The sequence below is a fragment of the Rhodococcus sp. P14 genome, assembly GCF_000256505.1.
GTDB classification, from domain to species: Bacteria; Actinomycetota; Actinomycetes; order Mycobacteriales; family Mycobacteriaceae; genus Rhodococcus; species Rhodococcus ruber.
This window is the reverse complement of the sequence record NZ_AJFC01000006.1, coordinates 15,133-31,514: the sequence shown is the minus strand read 5'-3', so window position 1 is coordinate 31,514 and position 16,382 is coordinate 15,133. Positions and strand designations below refer to the sequence as shown.

The window sequence follows — 16,382 nt, the reverse complement described above, 5'->3', positions numbered from 1 at the left end:
CCGGGGCGAGCGAAGCGACGGGAAATGTCACTGCCGGAGGTGAGTTCTTCTTCCTCGAGATGAACACCCGGCTGCAGGTCGAGCACCCGGTCACCGAGTGCACCACCGGGCTCGACCTCGTCGACCTGCAGCTCCAGATCGCTGCCGGCGGCCGTCTCGATCCCGAACCCCCTCCGGCGAGCGGACATTCGATCGAGGTGCGGCTCTACGCGGAGGACCCCGCCGAGGACTGGCGGCCGCAGTCCGGCACGGTGCACCGCCTCGCCCTGCCCGGTCGCGTCCCCGAGTTCGAGGTCCTGCCCGGGCCCGGGCTGCGTCTGGACGCCGGCGTCGAGGACGGCTCGGTGGTGGGCGTGCACTACGACCCGATGCTCGCCAAGGTGATCGCCTACGCCCCGACCCGGGACCGCGCGGCCCGCATGCTCGCGACGTCGCTCACCCGTGCCGAGGTGCACGGCCTGCGCACCAACCGGGACCTGCTCGTGAACGTGCTCCGGCATCCCGAGTTCCTGGCCGGCAACACCGACACCGCCTTCTTCGACACACACGGGCTCGCCACGCTCGCCGCGCCGCTCGCCGACGCCGCCGCCGAGTCGCTGTCCGCGCTCGCCGCGGCCCTGGCCGACGCCGCCGCTCGTCGTGCGACGGCGACGGGCGGCCGCGGCCTGCCGAGCGGCTGGCGCAACCTGCCGTCGCAGCCACAGGTCAAGCGGTACGACGGCGACCACGGTGAACACGAGGTGCGGTACCGGCTCACCCGGCACGGCCTGGTCGCCGACGGCCATCCGGGCATCGTCCTCGTCGCACACACCGAGCGCCGGGTGGTGCTCGCGATCGACGGCGCGCAGCGGCAGTTCCACGTCGCGCGCTACGGCGACACGGTGCACGTGGACTCCTCGCTCGGTCCGGTGCGGTTGCGAGCGATCCCGCGGTTCGTCGAACCCTCGGCCCATGTCGCCGCGGGGTCGCTGCTCGCGCCGATGCCCGGGTCGGTGATCCGGATCGGGGCAACGGTCGGCGACGCGGTCGACGCGGGGCAACCGGTCCTGTGGCTCGAGGCGATGAAGATGGAACACATCGTCAAGGCCCCCGCCGCGGGCGTGCTCACCGAACTGCCCGTGGCCGTCGGCACCCAGGTCGAACTGGGCGCCGTGCTGGCCGTCGTCACCCCCACCGAGTCCACCGACACCCAGGAGAAGTGATGAGCGTCATCGAAACCGACGAGCAGAAGCAGCTGCGGGCTGCGGTCGCGGGCCTGGCCAAGCGCTACAACTACACCGACTACGTGCTGCCGAAGGCCCGCAAGGGCGAACCGCTGACCGAGCTGTGGCGGGAGGCCGCCGGGCTCGGATTCCTGGGCGTGAACCTGCCGGAGGAATTCGGCGGCGGCGGGGCCGGCATCTACGAACTCGCCCTGGTGCAGGAGGAACTCGCCGCGCAGGGCTGCGGGCTGCTGCTGGTGGTCGTCTCGCCCGCCATCTGCGGCACCATCATCGCCAAGTTCGGCACCGACGAGCAGAAGCAGCGCTGGCTGCCCGGGCTCGCCGACGGCTCGAAGATCATGGCGTTCGGCATCACCGAGCCCGATGCCGGGTCCAATTCGCACCAGATCACCACCGTCGCGCGCCGCGACGGCGAGGACTGGATCCTCCACGGCAGCAAGATCTACATCTCCGGCGTGGACCAGGCCGACGCGGTGCTCGTCGTCGCCCGCACCGAGGACGCGAAGAGCGGGAAGCTGCGGCCGGCGCTGTTCATCGTCCCGACCGATGCCGAGAACTTCGTCAAGACGCCGATGGAGATGGACATCGTCGAGCCGGACCATCAGTTCACCCTGTTCCTCGACGACGTGCGACTGCCGGCGGACGCGCTGGTGGGGGAGCCGGACGCGGCGCTGATGCAGTTGTTCGCGGGCCTGAATCCGGAGCGGATCCTCGGCGCGGCGATGGCCGTCGGGATGGGCCGCTACGCCCTGGACGCCGCGGTGCGGTACGCCAACGAACGCACCGTGTGGAAGTCGCCGATCGGGGCTCACCAGGGCATCGCCCACCCGCTCGCCCAGTGCAAGATCGAGCTCGAGCTGGCGAAGCTGATGATGCAGAAGGCGGCGGTGCTGTACGACAGCGGCGACGACTTCGGTGCTGCCGAGGCCGCGAACATGGCCAAGTACGCCGCGGCCGAGGCCAGCATCAAGTCGCTCGACCAGGCGATCCAGACCCACGGCGGGGGCGGGCTCACCCGGGAGTACGGGCTGGCCGCGATGCTCGGCGCGGCGCGCATCGCACGGGTGGCGCCGGTGAGCCGGGAGATGATCCTCAACTTCGTGTCCCAGCACTCGCTGGGTCTGCCCCGGTCGTACTGAGGGGAGCGCCGGTGTCCGAGACGTTCGTCCGGTACGAGGTGAGCGAGGGATTCGCCACCCTCACTCTCGACTCGCCGCACAACCGCAACGCGATCTCCGCCAGGCTCGTCGCGCAGCTCCGGCAGGGACTTGCCGACGCGGCCGCCGACGACGGGGTCCGCGCCGTCGTGCTCACCCACGAGGGCGGCACCTTCTGCGCCGGGGCCGACCTGAGCGAGGCGAGCACCGCGGAGGGCGGCGTCGCCGCGGCGGCCGCCGCCCGGACCCGGGAGATGACGGCGGTGCTGCGTTCGATCCTGGAGCTGCCCAAACCGGTGATCGGGCGGATCGACGGGCACGTGCGCGCCGGCGGCATGGGGTTGGTCGGCGCGTGCGATCTCGCCGTCGCCGGGCCCCGGTCGACGTTCGCGCTGACCGAGGCCCGGCTGGGCCTGGCCGCGTCGATCATCTCGCTGACGGTGCTGCCGCGGCTCACCTCCCGCGCCGCGAGCCGCTACTTCCTCACCGGGGAGCGGTTCGGGCCGGAGGTCGCGGCGGCGATCGGCCTGGTCACCGTGGAGACCGACGATCCGCGGGCCGCGGTGGCGGAGATCCTCGCCCAGCTGCGGGAGTGTTCCCCGCAGGGGCTGGGCGAATCCAAGCGGCTGACCACGATGCGGATGCTCGCCGACTTCGATCGGTACGGCGACGCGCTGGCGGAGCAGTCGGCGCGGCTGTTCGGCTCGCCGGAGGCGGTCGAGGGGATGACCGCGTTCCTGCAGAAGCGGCCGCCGGCGTGGAGCCGTCCGTGAGGAACGGTCCGCCGCCCCGGCCGGGACGTGCCCGAGACCTGCCGGGCGCGCGCGTGCGGGCGGTCGTCGGCGGCACCCGTCCCGGGCACCTCACGTGGACGGTCACCCTCCGCGAGCCGGCGCGCCGGTCTGCCTAATCTGATCGCCATGAGCAGCCCGTCCCCGGACACCCGCCGTCGCGGCGAGCAGGAACGCAGCCGCGCCACCCGCAAGCGGATCCTCGACGCGGCGGTGGCCGTGCTGGTCGAGCACGGCTACTCCAACGCCACCACGGTGCGCATCCAGCAGGCTGCCGGCGTGTCCCGCGGACGGCTGCTGCACCACTACCCGTCGCGGGACGCCCTGCTCGTCGCCGCCGTGCACCACCTCGCCGCCCAGGGGGTCCAGGGCCTCGACGGCGACCATCCCTGGCCCGCCGACCCGGTCGAACGTATCGCCGTCGCGGTCGATCGGATGTGGTGGAACTTCCGGCAGCCGTACTTCTGGGCCTCGATGGAGCTGTGGCTCGCCGCGCGCGGCCACGAGGAACTCCGGGCCGAGCTGCTGCCGCTCGAACGAATCCTGGGCCGGATGATCAAGGAGCAGACGACCGCGAACTTCGGTCCGGAGATCGCCAACCGCCCCCGGTTCGTCGAGGTGCGCGACCTGATCTATCAGGCGATGCGCGGGGCGGCCCTCGGGTACGCCATCGACCCGCGCGACCCGCTGACCGAACCCCAGCTGGCGGTGTGGCGCCGCCAGATGGAACGGGTCCTGGTGGACGACGAACCCGGGGATTCCGCCGCCGGGGGTGCGCTGCGATGACCCGCCAGCCCAAACAGGATCGGAGCCGGGCCACACGCCGCCGGCTGCTCGAGGCGAGCATCGACTGCCTCGCGGAGCTGGGATGGGGCGCGACCACCGTGGGCGTCGTCGCCGAACGGGCGGGAGTCTCCCGCGGCGCCGCGCAGCACCACTTCCCGACCCGGGAGGACCTGATCACCGCGGCGCTCGAGTTCATGTTCGACAGCCGCATGGACCTCGCCCGCCGCGAGCCCGTCGACATGCCCGTCGGCGCGGCCCGCACCGAGGCGGTGGTGCGCCGGCTCGTCGACTACTACACCGGCAGCCTGTTCAAGGCGGCGCTGCAGGTGTGGACGGCCGCGGCGGCCGATCCGGAACTGCGGGCCCGCATCGTCCCCCTGGAGGAACGCTTCGGCCGCGTCGCCCACCGGGTCGCCGTCGAGCAGCTCGGCGTGGACGAGGTCGACCCGACGGTGCACCGCATGGTGCAGGCGACCCTCGACCTCGCGCGCGGGCTCGGCCTCGCCGACGTCCTCACCGACGACTCGCGGCGTCGGGCCGAGATCGTGCGGCACTGGGCCGCGCAGCTCGACACGGTGCTCGACGCGGCCCGGCAGCGTTCGGCGGCGCAGCACCCGGCCGGTTAGGTTGGTGTCATGCCTCCCAAGCTGGCCACGGTCGCGGTCCTCGGGCTCGCCGGTGCCGTCGTCGCCGGATGTGGTTCGGATGCGGCCGAGACCCCGGCGCCGGGCGCGGCGCCCACGCCGCAGGTGACCGAGCCGGGCCCGTTCTTCGGTGCGTGCGGGTCGGTCACCGACGACGAGGTGGCCCGGGCCTTCGGGCTGGGGTCGTTCGCACAGGTCACCCGCAACTCGGTGGGGTGCGAATGGGAGCTGGTCGGGGCGGGCGGCCCGAGCGTGACGTTCTCCTGGTACCGCGGCAGTCCGATCGGCCGCGAACGGGCCGGCTCCGATCTGATCGGCCGGCCCGCGATCGACGTGGAGATCGACGGCAGACCCGGCTTCCAGGGCTCGGCGCAGAACGACGTCGGGCAGACCGTGCTGTGCGAGATCGGCGTGCAGTTCGGCGGTGACTTCGTGCACTGGTCCGTGACGTACGGACCCTTCACCCCGGCCGCGGACGCGTGCGTGGTGGCCCGCGACCTGGCCGAGCTCAGCGCGGAAAGGGCACAGGAGTGACGCGGACGAAGCGGGCAGCGGCGCTGCCGGTGGCGCTGGCCCTGGTTGCGGCGCTCGCCGGGTGCGGCAGCACGATCGAGGGGCAGGCGGTGCCGCAGGGGGCCGGATCGGGTGGTGCCTCCGCCGAGTTCACCCGCCTGCTCACCGAGTGCGACGCCGTCACCGACGAGCAGATCGCGGAGGCGGTCGGCGTGGAGGCGATCGAGCGAGGCTTCTTCGGGGCGATCTGCCGGTGGGACACCGCGGGCTCGGCGAAGGTCACCTTCAACTGGTTCGAGACCGGTTCCCTGGACACCGAGCGGGGGACGGCGCAACGGCTGGGATACACGGTGGAGAACACGACCGTGGAGGGTCGGCGGGCGGTGCTGATGCGCCCGCCCGACGACCCGGCGTCCTGCGGGATCTCGGCGGGAGCGTCCACGACGGGGATCTTCGGCTGGTGGGTGCAGTACGCCCCCGGCTCGCAGTCCCCGGATCCGTGTGCGGCGGCCGTCACGCTGGCCCGACTGACCCTCGACCTCAGCAGTTGAGCGGCGGCGGACCCCCGTGGCTCGCTTTGACCTTGCGCCGCGCCGCCGGGTATCGTTGTGGGTCGTGTCCGGCATGCCCGGGCCGATCTGTGTGCCTATGCGAGGTAGTGCCGTGCGCGCGGTCTGTGGAATCTCCGCAGGAGCGAGCCCCCGGCTGCCTGTGTGGGGGTACGCGACACGCCCGACCTCGTGTGCACACGAGGGGTGGGTGCGGGGCAGCAGCTCTCTTGCCCCAACCGATGGATCCCTAATTTCAGAACAGCCAAGGTTGCTCGTGCGAGCAGTCTTCAGACAACGAGAAAGCCGGTAGATGCCAACCATCAATCAGCTGGTCCGCAAGGGCCGCCGCGACAAGGCCGCCAAGGTCAAGACCGCGGCCCTCAAGGGCAGCCCGCAGCGTCGCGGCGTGTGCACTCGCGTGTACACCACCACCCCGAAGAAGCCGAACTCGGCGCTCCGGAAGGTCGCCCGCGTGCGTCTGACCAGCTCCGTCGAGGTCACCGCCTACATCCCGGGTGAGGGTCACAACCTGCAGGAGCACTCGATGGTGCTCGTGCGCGGTGGTCGTGTGAAGGACCTCCCCGGTGTCCGCTACAAGATCATCCGCGGTTCGCTCGACACCCAGGGTGTCAAGAACCGCAAGCAGGCGCGCAGCCGCTACGGCGCGAAGAAGGAGAAGGGCTGATGCCACGTAAGGGTCCCGCTCCGAAGCGTCCCCTGATCGCCGACCCGGTCTACGGGTCGCCGCTGGTCACCCAGCTGGTCAACAAGATCCTGCTGGACGGCAAGAAGTCCACCGCCGAGCGCATCGTCTACGAGGCACTCGAGCGGGCGCGCGAGAAGACCGGCACCGATCCGGTCGTCACCCTCAAGCGCGCGCTGGACAACGTCAAGCCCGCTCTCGAGGTGCGCAGCCGCCGTGTCGGTGGCGCCACCTACCAGGTGCCGGTCGAGGTTCGTCCCGGCCGGTCGACCACCCTCGCGCTGCGGTGGCTGGTCACCTTCTCGCGTCAGCGTCGTGAGAAGACGATGGTCGAGCGTCTCGCGAACGAGCTCCTCGACGCCAGCAACGGCCTGGGTGCGTCCGTGAAGCGTCGCGAGGACACCCACAAGATGGCCGAGGCCAACAAGGCGTTCGCGCACTACCGCTGGTGAGTCGCCGCCGGCCGGGAGGATCCGGTGCTACCGACATCCTCCCGGCCGGCCGCTCGCACAACTGTGTCGGTCCCTCAAGGCCGGCTGAACATCCGAGAACACTGGTCCGCACCCTAGGACCGACACGAGCTACGAGCGGGGTTACCTGTGGCACAGGAAGTGCTGACCGACCTGAACAAGGTCCGCAACATCGGCATCATGGCGCACATCGATGCCGGCAAGACCACGACGACCGAGCGCATCCTCTTCTACACCGGTGTGAACTACAAGATCGGTGAGACCCACGACGGTGCGTCGACCACCGACTGGATGGAGCAGGAGAAGGAACGCGGCATCACCATCACCTCCGCCGCGGTGACCTGCTTCTGGAACAAGAACCAGATCAACATCATCGACACCCCCGGCCACGTCGACTTCACGGTCGAGGTCGAGCGGTCGCTGCGCGTCCTCGACGGCGCGGTCGCCGTGTTCGACGGCAAGGAGGGCGTCGAGCCGCAGTCTGAGCAGGTCTGGCGGCAGGCTGCCAAGTACGACGTTCCGCGCATCTGCTTCGTCAACAAGATGGACAAGATGGGCGCGGACTTCTACTTCACGGTCCAGACCATCATCGACCGTCTCGGCGCCAAGCCGCTCGTGCTGCAGCTGCCGATCGGTGCCGAGGACGCGTTCGACGGCGTCGTCGACCTGGTCGAGATGAAGGCCTACACGTGGCGTGGCACCGTCGAGATCGGTGCCGAGCCGACCGTCGAGGAGATCCCTGCGGACCTGGCCGACAAGGCCGCCGAGTACCGCGAGAAGCTGCTCGAGACCGTCGCCGAGAGCGACGAAGAGCTCATGGAGAAGTACTTCGGTGGCGAGGAACTGACCGTCGCCGAGATCAAGGGCGCCATCCGGAAGCTGACCGTCGCCTCCGAGCTGTACCCGGTGCTGTGCGGGTCCGCGTTCAAGAACAAGGGCATCCAGCCCATGCTCGACGCGGTCATCGACTACCTGCCGAACCCGCTCGACATCGGCGAGGTCGAGGGCCACAAGCTCGGTGACGAGGAGGAGGCCCTCACCCGCAAGCCGAGCAAGGACGAGCCCTTCTCCGCGCTGGCGTTCAAGATCGCCGCGCACCCGTTCTTCGGCAAGCTGACCTTCGTGCGCGTGTACTCCGGTCGCATCGAGCCGGGCGCCCAGGTGCTCAACGCCACCAAGGGCAAGAAGGAGCGCATCGGCAAGCTGTTCCAGATGCACGCCAACAAGGAGAACCCGGTCGACGAGGCGGTGGCCGGCCACATCTACGCGATGATCGGCCTCAAGGACACCACGACCGGCGACACCCTGTGCGCGCAGGACGCCCCGATCGTGCTCGAGTCCATGACCTTCCCGGATCCGGTCATCCAGGTCTCCATCGAGCCGAAGACCAAGTCCGACCAGGAGAAGCTGGGCACCGCGATCCAGAAGCTGGCCGAGGAGGATCCCACCTTCTCCGTCGAGCTGGACGAGGAGACCGGCCAGACCGTCATCGGCGGCATGGGCGAGCTCCACCTCGACATCCTCGTCGACCGGATGCGTCGCGAGTTCAAGGTCGAGGCCAACGTCGGCAAGCCGCAGGTGGCGTACCGCGAGACCATCACCAAGCGGGTCGAGAAGCTCGAGTTCACGCACAAGAAGCAGACCGGTGGTTCCGGCCAGTTCGCGAAGGTCATCATCGCCCTCGAGCCGTTCGTGGGCGAGGACGGCGCGACCTACGAGTTCGAGAACAAGGTCACCGGTGGCCGCGTGCCGCGCGAGTACATCCCCTCGGTGGACGCCGGCGCGCAGGACGCCATGCAGTACGGCGTGCTCGCCGGGTATCCGCTGGTGAACGTCAAGGTCACCCTGCTCGACGGCGCCTACCACGACGTGGACTCGTCGGAAATGGCGTTCAAGATCGCCGGTTCGCAGGCCCTGAAGGAGGCTGCGCGCAAGGCTGCGCCGGTCATCCTCGAGCCGCTCATGGCTGTCGAGGTCACCACCCCCGAGGACTACATGGGTGAAGTGATCGGCGACCTCAACTCCCGCCGTGGCCAGATCCAGGCCATGGAGGAACGCAGTGGTGCCCGTGTCGTGAAGGCGCTGGTTCCGCTCTCGGAGATGTTCGGTTACATCGGGGACCTGCGGTCGAAGACCCAGGGTCGCGCGAACTTCTCCATGGTGTTCGATTCCTACGCTGAGGTTCCGTCGAACGTCTCGAAGGAAATCATCGCCAAGGCGACCGGCGAGTAACCTCGGTTGCAGAACCGGTCGGCTGCACGACCAAGTAAGTAACAAAACCGCACTGCTGCATACTGCAAGCAACAACAGTCCAGGAGGACCCTCAAGTGGCGAAGGCGAAGTTCGAGCGGACCAAGCCGCACGTGAACATCGGCACCATCGGTCACGTCGACCACGGCAAGACCACCACCACGGCTGCCATCACCAAGGTGCTCGCCGACAAGTACCCGGACCTGAACGAGAGCTTCGCGTTCGACCAGATCGACAAGGCTCCGGAGGAGAAGGCTCGTGGTATCACGATCAACATCTCCCACGTCGAGTACCAGACCGAGAAGCGCCACTACGCGCACGTCGACGCCCCGGGTCACGCCGACTACATCAAGAACATGATCACCGGTGCGGCTCAGATGGACGGCGCGATCCTGGTCGTGGCCGCCACCGACGGCCCGATGCCGCAGACTCGCGAGCACGTGCTGCTCGCCCGTCAGGTCGGTGTGCCCTACATCCTGGTCGCCCTGAACAAGGCCGACATGGTCGACGACGAGGAGATCCTCGAGCTCGTCGAGATGGAGGTCCGCGAGCTGCTGGCCGCCCAGGAGTTCGACGAGAACGCCCCGGTCATCCCGATCTCGGCGCTCAAGGCGCTCGAGGGCGACGAGAAGTGGGTCAAGTCCATCGAGGACCTGATGGACGCCGTCGACGAGTCCATCCCGGACCCGGTCCGTGAGACCGACAAGCCGTTCCTCATGCCCGTCGAGGACGTCTTCACCATCACCGGTCGTGGCACGGTCGTCACCGGCCGCATCGAGCGCGGTGTCATCAACGTGAACGAGGAGGTCGAGATCGTCGGTATCCGCCCGACCTCGACCAAGACCACGGTCACCGGCATCGAGATGTTCCGCAAGCTGCTCGACCAGGGCCAGGCCGGCGACAACGTCGGTCTGCTGGTCCGCGGCATCAAGCGCGAGGACGTCGAGCGCGGCCAGGTCGTCGTGAAGCCGGGCACCACCACTCCGCACACGGAGTTCGAGGGCCAGGCGTACATCCTCAACAAGGAGGAGGGCGGCCGCCACACGCCGTTCTTCAACAACTACCGTCCGCAGTTCTACTTCCGTACCACGGACGTGACGGGCGTTGTGACCCTTCCCGAGGGCACCGAGATGGTCATGCCGGGCGACAACACCGAGATGTCGGTCGTCCTGATCCAGCCGGTCGCCATGGACGAGGGCCTGCGCTTCGCGATCCGCGAGGGTGGCCGCACCGTCGGCGCCGGTCGCGTCACGAAGATCATCAAGTAGGCACCGCCTACGCGATCATCAAGTAGGCACCGCCTACGCGATCATCAAGTAGGCACCGCCTACGCGATCATCAAGTAGGCACCGCCTACGCGATCATCAAGTAGGCACCGCCTACGCGATCATCAAGTAGGCACCGCCTACGCGATCATCAAGTAGGCACCGCCTACGCGATCATCAAGTAGGCACCGCCTACGCGATCATCAAGTAGGCACCGCCTACGCGATCATCAAGTAGGCACCGCCTACGCGATCATCAAGTAGGCACCGCCTACGCGATCATCAAGTAGGCACCGCCTACGCGATCATCAAGTAGGCACCGCCTACGCGATCATCAAGTAGGCACCGCCTACGCGATCATCAAGTAGGCACCGCCTACGCGATCATCAAGTGAGCTAGTTCTCGCTGACGTCGGACGGCGTCCATCCCTCGGGGTGGGCGCCGTTCGGCGTTTCCGGGATCGAGCGGAAGTATCGCCGAGTCCGACGAGGTGAGCGGCACATTCGCTCGGCTCGGTGGGCGGCCCGGGAGACGACCGACCGGGCTACGCGGCCGGTTCGGGGTGAGCCGGATCCAGGTGCAGCAGGACCTGCGTCGCCACCCGGGCCCCGCCCAGGGCGCGAGCGGCCCGCTCGGCGGTTTCCTCGGCACGGGCGGTGAAGTCGGCGACGTCGATGTTCGGGTCCGCGTACACCGTGATCGACAGGGTCGGCAAGTGGCGTTCGACGACGGCCCGGCTGCGGGTGGCCCGCACACCGGGCAGGGCCGCCAGTTCGCCGGCGACACCGTCGGCCACCGGTCCGAGTTCCACGGCCAGAGTGGCCTCGGTGACCTCGTCGTACAGCTGCACCCGCGACGTCCGGCGCCGGGAGAAGTTGACCGCCAGGAGCACGATCCCGATCGTCACGCCCACGGCCACGGCGGTCCACAGCGCCCCCTCCCACCAGGACTGGTCGGGGACGTCGATGATGCGGGGGCGGTCCAGGCGGGCCAGCCATTCGCGGGCGAAACGCACCTGCCAGACCCAGGCCAGGGCGAACGCCCCGGCGCCGAGCAGCGCGGCGCCCACGGCGAACGTGAGCAAGCGGTTGACCAGGACGGTGCGCAGCTTCATCGTGCCGTCCTCGGTCGGTGCACCTGCACCACGAGCGTGATCGGCTCGGCGAGCAGTGCCAGGTTCGGGGCCACCGCGCCCCGGACCGCGGCGACCAGATCGGCGGTCGACTCCTCACCCGACCCCACGATGCTGACCAGCGCGCGACGGCGATCGACGACGGTGCGGGCCGTGTGCACTCCGGGCAGTGTCGACGCGTGGGCGCTGCACATCCGGGCCAGGTCGGTTCGGCGCATCCACACCGTGGGGACCGGTCCGGAGACCTGCAGCGGCACGTGCGTGCGGCGACGCGGCTTGACGGCCACCACCACGAGCACGACCCCCAGCAGGACCAGGGTCGCGGCGACGGGTGCGATCCAGCTCTGCCAGTGCAGCCGGCCGAACCACTCGAAGGAGTTGCGCAGCCACGGTGCGCCCGCGTACGTGCCGCGGACGATGAGCAGTTCCCGGGCCGCGGCGAACGCGAGCGCGAGTGCCCCCACGGCGATGAGCGCGGCCGCCGGCGCCGCGGCCGGGTGGGCGAGGGGCGGCAACGGCGCGACGACCGGGACCGGAGCCCGGTACTCGGTCCGGGCGACGATGTCGGCCTCGGTGTACTCGACCGGCACCGACGGTTCGTTGCGCTCGGCCGGCTCCGCGACGGACGTCGCGGCGACGAGGACGTTGAGTTCGTGCACCGGCAGACCGGTCAGCTCGTGGAGTTGACGGTCGACGGCGTCGTGCACCCGCCGGGTGAGGGCGGCGGCGTCGTAGGGCCATTCGGCCGCGATGTACAGGTTGACCGCGACGGCGCCGCCGCCGGTGGTGACGTCGGCGCGGGGCAGGTCCCGCCCGGTGAACAGGCTGAGTCCGCCGCGCTGGCGGGTCACCCCGGGCACCTGGAGTGCGGCGGCCGCGGCGATCCGCTCGACGGCGCGGTCCTTGATCACCAGCTGTCCGCGGTGCCCGACGGGGTCGACCGTCTCGGGGGCGACGGCGTCGGCGCCGGCCCGGGACGGCAGGGTCTCCGGCTCGGTGGGCGTGGAGTCAGCCACGGCCCCGGCTCCGCAGCAGGGCGCCCAGGTCGAGGAGGCCGTCCCGGTGGGCGCCGATCACCATGCCGACGGCGCCGAGCAGGATGCCGAACAGCAGACCGCTGAAGCCGCCGAGGATGCCGGCGAGGGCGAGGAGCAGGCCCGCCAGGAGTCCGACGGCGGTGTTGCTGACAGGGGTGTGGTTCATGGGGTCACCTCACTGGTCGGGTGCTCACCGTCGGGCGACGGGATCCGCAGGTCTTCGATGGTCACGTCGACGGGGACGCCGACCAGCGGCCCGAGCCGGTCCCGGACCGCGGCCGCGACGGCGTACAGGTCGGCCGGGTACTCGACGACGATGTGGACCGCGCACGTGTCCGCACCGAGGCGGATCCCGGTGACACGCCGGCCCGGCAGATATGTCGCGACCTCGCCGAAGGCTCCGCCGTGCAGGTCGGCGACGCCGGGCACCTCGAGGGCGGCGGCCGCGGCCAGTTCTGCGGGCTCGGCGGGAGTGGTCACTGGACGCGGGGTTTCAGGTCGTCGGCGACGCCCGTGGCCTCGTCGAACAGCACGACGTCGAAGACGGTGATGTTGACTTCGGTGACCTCGAGGCCGGTCATCCGTTCGACGGCGGCGATCACGTTGTGGCGGATCGCGACCGCGAGTTCGTGCAGGGCCACGCCGTATTCGGCGACGATGCCGATGTCGATCGCGGCCTGTTTCTCCCCGACCTCCACGGCGACGCCCTGGCCGTGGTTGATCCGCGCGCCGGGGATGCGGTCCCGCAGCGCCCCGACCACTCGTGCGGTGCCGGCGCCGACGTCGTAGACACCGCTGATCTCGCGGGTCGCGATTCCGGCGATCTTCGCCACGACCGCGTCGGCGATGATGGTGCGCCCCTGGGTGTCGACCGGCCCCGGAGCGATTCCGCTGCCGAACTGCACGCGGCTGATGCCTGCGCCGCTGTCGCTGGTCATGGGGGCTCCTCGTCGGCCTGCCGGATGAAGTTCTGTCCCTTCCGACTCTAGTAACTCCCGGCGGGTACGGGGTGCGCGGCTCGCGCGAAGGACGCCCTGTCCGGGAATCCCCGGATTTGGTAAAACAGTTGCACGGATTGTGGTGGCGTGGGTCACTGCCGGAGGAGAGGGCGCAGCGGGTGGGTGTGACGGGAGTACAGCGGATCGTCGTGGTCGGGGCCGGACTGGCGGGGGTGCGCGCCGCCGAGGAACTGCGTCGCGGCGAATTCGACGGGGAGCTCGTCCTGATCGGCGACGAACCGCACCTGCCCTACGACCGGCCGCCGCTGTCGAAGGAGGTCGTCCGGGGCGGCACCGACGACACCACGCTGCGGCCCCGGGAGTTCTTCGACGAACAGCGCATCGAGCTGCGGCTGGGCGTGCGGGCGCGGGAGCTCGACCCCGCGACCCGCACCCTCGCCCTGTCCGACGGGCAGAGCGTCGGCTTCGACGAGCTGATCATCGCCACCGGACTGCGGCCGAGGCCGCTGCCCGGCACGGACGGGCTCGCCGGAGTGCACGTGCTGCGGTCGTTGGACGACAGCCGGGCCCTGCGCGCGGGGATCGTCCCGGGCGGGCGGGCGCTGATCGTCGGCGCGGGGTTCATCGGGTGCGAGGTCGCGGCGAGCCTGCGGGGGCGGGGCATGGACGTGGTGCTGGTCGAGCCGCAGGCCACCCCGCTCGCGTCCGTGCTCGGCGAGCGCGTGGGCGCGCTGGTCGCCCGGCTGCACACCGAGGAGGGCGTCGAGGTCCGCACGGGCGTCGGGGTGCGGGAAGTACGCGGCGACGGCCGGGTCACCGGGGCAGTCCTCGGTGACGGCACCGAACTCGACGTGGACGTGGTCGTCGTCGGTATCGGCTCGGTGCCGGTCACCGACTGGCTCGACGGTTCGGGCGTGCGCGTGGACGACGGGGTGGTGTGCGACGGCGTGGGCCGCACGTCCGTCCCGCACGTGTGGGCGGTCGGCGACGTCGCGGCATGGGAGGTCTCGGACGGCCGCCGCGCGCGGCTCGAGCACTGGACGAACGCCGGTGAGCAGGCGAAGGTGCTCGCCGGCGCGCTGCTCGGCTCCGGTGTCGATCCGGTCGCGCAGGTGCCGTACTTCTGGAGCGATCAGTACGACGTGAAGATCCAGGCGCTCGGAGCGATCCGGGCCGACGACACCGTGCACGTGGTGCGCGACGACGGCCGCAAGTTCCTCGCCTACTACGAACGCGACGGCCGTCTCACGGGGGTGGTCGGCGCGGGACTGCCCGGGCAGGTGATGAAGATGCGCGGGAAGATCGCCGCGGGCGCACCGATCACGGAGATCCTCGCGCCCACGTCGTAGCCGCCGCGTCGGCGAACGCTAGATTCGTAGGGTGATCGTTGCGCTCATCGACTCGGGTCTCGGCCTGCTGCCGACGTCTGCCTGGCTGCGCCGATTGCGTCCCGAGCTGGACCTGATGCTGTCGATGGACCCGGACGGCGCCCCGTGGGGCCCGAAGCCCGGGGACTGGGTGATCGACCGGGTCGTGCGCACCGCGGAGCGGGCCGTGACCCGGGGTGCCGAGGTGGTCGTCCTGCCGTGCAACACGGCCTCGGTGACCGCGCTCGAGCATGTGCGCGAGGCCCTCGGCGACGAGATCCCGGTGATCGGAACCGTGCCGGCGATCAAGCCGGCCGCCGCGGCGTGCGAGTCGGTGGCGATCTGGGCCACCGCCGCGACCACCGCCAGCCGATACCAGGCCGACCTCGTCGCCCGGTTCGCCGGCGACCGCACGGTGGTGGGGGTGGCCTGTCACGGGCTCGCCGACGCCATCGACCGCGGCGACACCACCGCCGCGGCCACGGCCATCGCGGCGGCGGCGCAGCGCACCCCGCCCGACGTGGGTGGTGTCGTCCTCGGCTGTACCCACTACCCCCTTGTCGCCGACGTCATCGCCGCGCACCTACCGCCCGGGGTACGGCTGTTCGACAGCGCCGAAGCGGTGGCGGCGCAGACGCTGCGGCGCATCGACGCCCTCGGCCGGCCGTGGGCGGGCAGCGGGCGGGTCGAGGTGTTCCTGAGCGGCAGGCCCGGCGAGCTGCCCCCCGGCGCCCTCGGCTACCCGGCGGGCCGGCGGCTCGTCGACGGCATCGGCGACCCGACCGCGGGGCTGCCCGGCGACGAGGCTCCACGCGCCGAGACGCGCTGACCGGCCGTCCCGCTCAGCCCATCCCGGTCATGCCCGCGGCGACGAGGCGCGCGACGCCCCAGAGCTCGTCGGGGGAGGTGCCGTCGAGACCGAACAGCCGGTCGACCGTGGCAGCGGAGAACATGGCCGACACCCACGTCGTCGCGCAGGCCCGCAGGGTGCCCGGTTGTATCGGGCCGGGCACGCTGGCCTGCAGGACCCGCATGGTGGCCTCCTGGAGGGAGGTCCGCAGCCGGCGCAGCGGGACGCGCAGTCCGGGGTGGCTCTCGGCCTCACGCCAGATCACCCGGAGCAGCGAGGAGTGGTGGGTACGCAGGTCGAGGGCGGCGTCGAGGTTGACGAGACTGGCCGCCGGGTCGCCGGGGGAGACGAGGCCGGTGACGTCCTGGATCGGTTCGGCGGGCAGCCGCTCGGCAACGAGTGTCTCGAGGATCGACTCCTTGGTGGGGAAGTAGTAGAAGATCAGTCCCTTGGGTACATCCGCGGCGACGGCGATCGCCGTCGTCGAGGTGGCGTCGAAGCCGTGGGCGGCGAAGAGGGTTTCGGCGGCGTCGAGGATGTGCACGCGCGCGGCGTTGTCCCGCCGGGCGCGACGGCGCGGCGGTTTCGAGCCCGGGGTGCTCATGGCGTTCACCTCCGGGGGCACGGGCGGGAATGTGACGGCGCCAGGGGCGTGGGCGGACGGCCGGCATGCCGGCCGTCCGCG

General features: G+C 70.6%; 19 protein-coding genes. 13 read left to right on the top strand and 6 right to left on the bottom strand.

The window, feature by feature from the left end:
* The 11 genes from OEY_RS27850 to tuf all read left to right on the top strand — a co-directional run.
* On the top strand, positions 1-1,202 hold a 1,202-nt coding region (locus OEY_RS27850; RefSeq protein ID WP_010591985.1), incomplete at its 5' end, for a biotin/lipoyl-containing protein.
* Positions 1,202-2,362 (top strand): acyl-CoA dehydrogenase family protein, encoded by a 1,161-nt coding sequence (locus OEY_RS0100410; protein WP_010591984.1) that lies wholly within the window; start codon positions 1,202-1,204, stop codon positions 2,360-2,362. The genes OEY_RS27850 and OEY_RS0100410, both read left to right, overlap by 1 nt.
* Positions 2,363-2,373: 11 nt before the next feature.
* The gene (locus tag OEY_RS0100405; RefSeq protein WP_010591983.1) at positions 2,374-3,153 is read left to right on the top strand and encodes an enoyl-CoA hydratase family protein; all 780 of its coding nucleotides are present in this window, start codon (positions 2,374-2,376) and stop codon (positions 3,151-3,153) included.
* 147 nt (positions 3,154-3,300) lie between these two features.
* Entirely contained in the window at positions 3,301-3,957 is a 657-nt protein-coding gene (locus OEY_RS0100400) for a TetR/AcrR family transcriptional regulator (protein ID WP_010591982.1), read from the top strand.
* On the top strand, positions 3,954-4,583 hold the full coding sequence (locus OEY_RS0100395) for a TetR/AcrR family transcriptional regulator (RefSeq protein WP_010591981.1): 630 nt from the start codon (positions 3,954-3,956) through the stop codon (positions 4,581-4,583). The genes OEY_RS0100400 and OEY_RS0100395 overlap by 4 nt, the downstream gene beginning before the upstream one ends.
* A 9-nt stretch (positions 4,584-4,592) precedes the next feature.
* Positions 4,593-5,135 (top strand): DUF3558 domain-containing protein, encoded by a 543-nt coding sequence (locus tag OEY_RS0100390; protein ID WP_010591980.1) that lies wholly within the window; start codon positions 4,593-4,595, stop codon positions 5,133-5,135.
* Positions 5,132-5,665 carry a DUF3558 domain-containing protein gene (locus OEY_RS0100385; protein ID WP_010591979.1) on the top strand — a complete coding sequence of 178 codons (534 nt, stop codon included), beginning with the start codon at positions 5,132-5,134 and terminating at the stop codon, positions 5,663-5,665. Before OEY_RS0100390 ends, OEY_RS0100385 begins: the two co-directional genes overlap by 4 nt.
* A gap of 310 nt (positions 5,666-5,975) precedes the next feature.
* Positions 5,976-6,350, top strand: coding sequence for a 30S ribosomal protein S12 (gene rpsL, locus OEY_RS0100380; protein WP_003937662.1), 375 nt, complete (start codon positions 5,976-5,978; stop codon positions 6,348-6,350).
* Positions 6,350-6,820 (top strand): 30S ribosomal protein S7, encoded by a 471-nt coding sequence (rpsG, locus tag OEY_RS0100375; protein WP_003937663.1) that lies wholly within the window; start codon positions 6,350-6,352, stop codon positions 6,818-6,820. Before rpsL ends, rpsG begins: the two co-directional genes overlap by 1 nt.
* A gap of 147 nt (positions 6,821-6,967) precedes the next feature.
* Positions 6,968-9,070: an elongation factor G gene (gene fusA / locus OEY_RS0100370; protein WP_010591978.1), complete on the top strand. Its 2,103-nt coding sequence runs from the start codon at positions 6,968-6,970 to the stop codon at positions 9,068-9,070.
* A 95-nt stretch (positions 9,071-9,165) separates the two neighbouring features.
* Positions 9,166-10,356 carry an elongation factor Tu gene (gene tuf / locus OEY_RS0100365; RefSeq protein ID WP_003937665.1) on the top strand — a complete coding sequence of 397 codons (1,191 nt, stop codon included), beginning with the start codon at positions 9,166-9,168 and terminating at the stop codon, positions 10,354-10,356.
* Between the two features lie 540 nt (positions 10,357-10,896).
* On the opposite strand, the gene OEY_RS0100360 is transcribed toward tuf, so the two are convergent.
* Genes OEY_RS0100360 through OEY_RS0100340 form a run of 5 tightly spaced genes read right to left on the bottom strand, consistent with a single transcriptional unit; the run spans position 10,897 to position 13,459 of the window.
* Positions 10,897-11,466 carry a hypothetical protein gene (locus OEY_RS0100360; protein ID WP_010591977.1) on the bottom strand — a complete coding sequence of 190 codons (570 nt, stop codon included), beginning with the start codon at positions 11,464-11,466 and terminating at the stop codon, positions 10,897-10,899.
* Positions 11,463-12,500: a DUF6286 domain-containing Asp23/Gls24 family envelope stress response protein gene (locus OEY_RS0100355; RefSeq protein WP_010591976.1), complete on the bottom strand. Its 1,038-nt coding sequence runs from the start codon at positions 12,498-12,500 to the stop codon at positions 11,463-11,465. The genes OEY_RS0100360 and OEY_RS0100355 overlap by 4 nt, the downstream gene beginning before the upstream one ends.
* Complete coding sequence (locus OEY_RS0100350; RefSeq protein ID WP_010591975.1) at positions 12,493-12,687, bottom strand: hypothetical protein; 195 nt, start codon at positions 12,685-12,687, stop codon at positions 12,493-12,495. The genes OEY_RS0100355 and OEY_RS0100350 overlap by 8 nt, the downstream gene beginning before the upstream one ends.
* Positions 12,684-13,001 (bottom strand): hypothetical protein, encoded by a 318-nt coding sequence (locus OEY_RS0100345; protein WP_010591974.1) that lies wholly within the window; start codon positions 12,999-13,001, stop codon positions 12,684-12,686. The genes OEY_RS0100350 and OEY_RS0100345 overlap by 4 nt, the downstream gene beginning before the upstream one ends.
* The gene (locus tag OEY_RS0100340) at positions 12,998-13,459 is read right to left on the bottom strand and encodes an Asp23/Gls24 family envelope stress response protein (protein ID WP_010591973.1); all 462 of its coding nucleotides are present in this window, start codon (positions 13,457-13,459) and stop codon (positions 12,998-13,000) included. Before OEY_RS0100340 ends, OEY_RS0100345 begins: the two co-directional genes overlap by 4 nt.
* 179 nt (positions 13,460-13,638) lie before the next feature.
* Here OEY_RS0100340 and OEY_RS0100335 point away from each other — a divergent pair, with 179 nt between their 5' ends.
* Both OEY_RS0100335 and OEY_RS0100330 read left to right on the top strand, forming a co-directional pair.
* Positions 13,639-14,829 (top strand): NAD(P)/FAD-dependent oxidoreductase, encoded by a 1,191-nt coding sequence (locus tag OEY_RS0100335; RefSeq protein WP_010591972.1) that lies wholly within the window; start codon positions 13,639-13,641, stop codon positions 14,827-14,829.
* Positions 14,830-14,860: 31 nt separating this feature from the next.
* Complete coding sequence (locus OEY_RS0100330; protein WP_010591971.1) at positions 14,861-15,676, top strand: glutamate racemase; 816 nt, start codon at positions 14,861-14,863, stop codon at positions 15,674-15,676.
* Positions 15,677-15,689: 13 nt separating this feature from the next.
* Here the strand turns inward: OEY_RS0100330 and OEY_RS0100325 are convergent, their stop codons facing one another.
* The gene (locus OEY_RS0100325; RefSeq protein ID WP_010591970.1) at positions 15,690-16,301 is read right to left on the bottom strand and encodes a TetR/AcrR family transcriptional regulator; all 612 of its coding nucleotides are present in this window, start codon (positions 16,299-16,301) and stop codon (positions 15,690-15,692) included.
* Positions 16,302-16,382 lie beyond the last annotated feature (81 nt).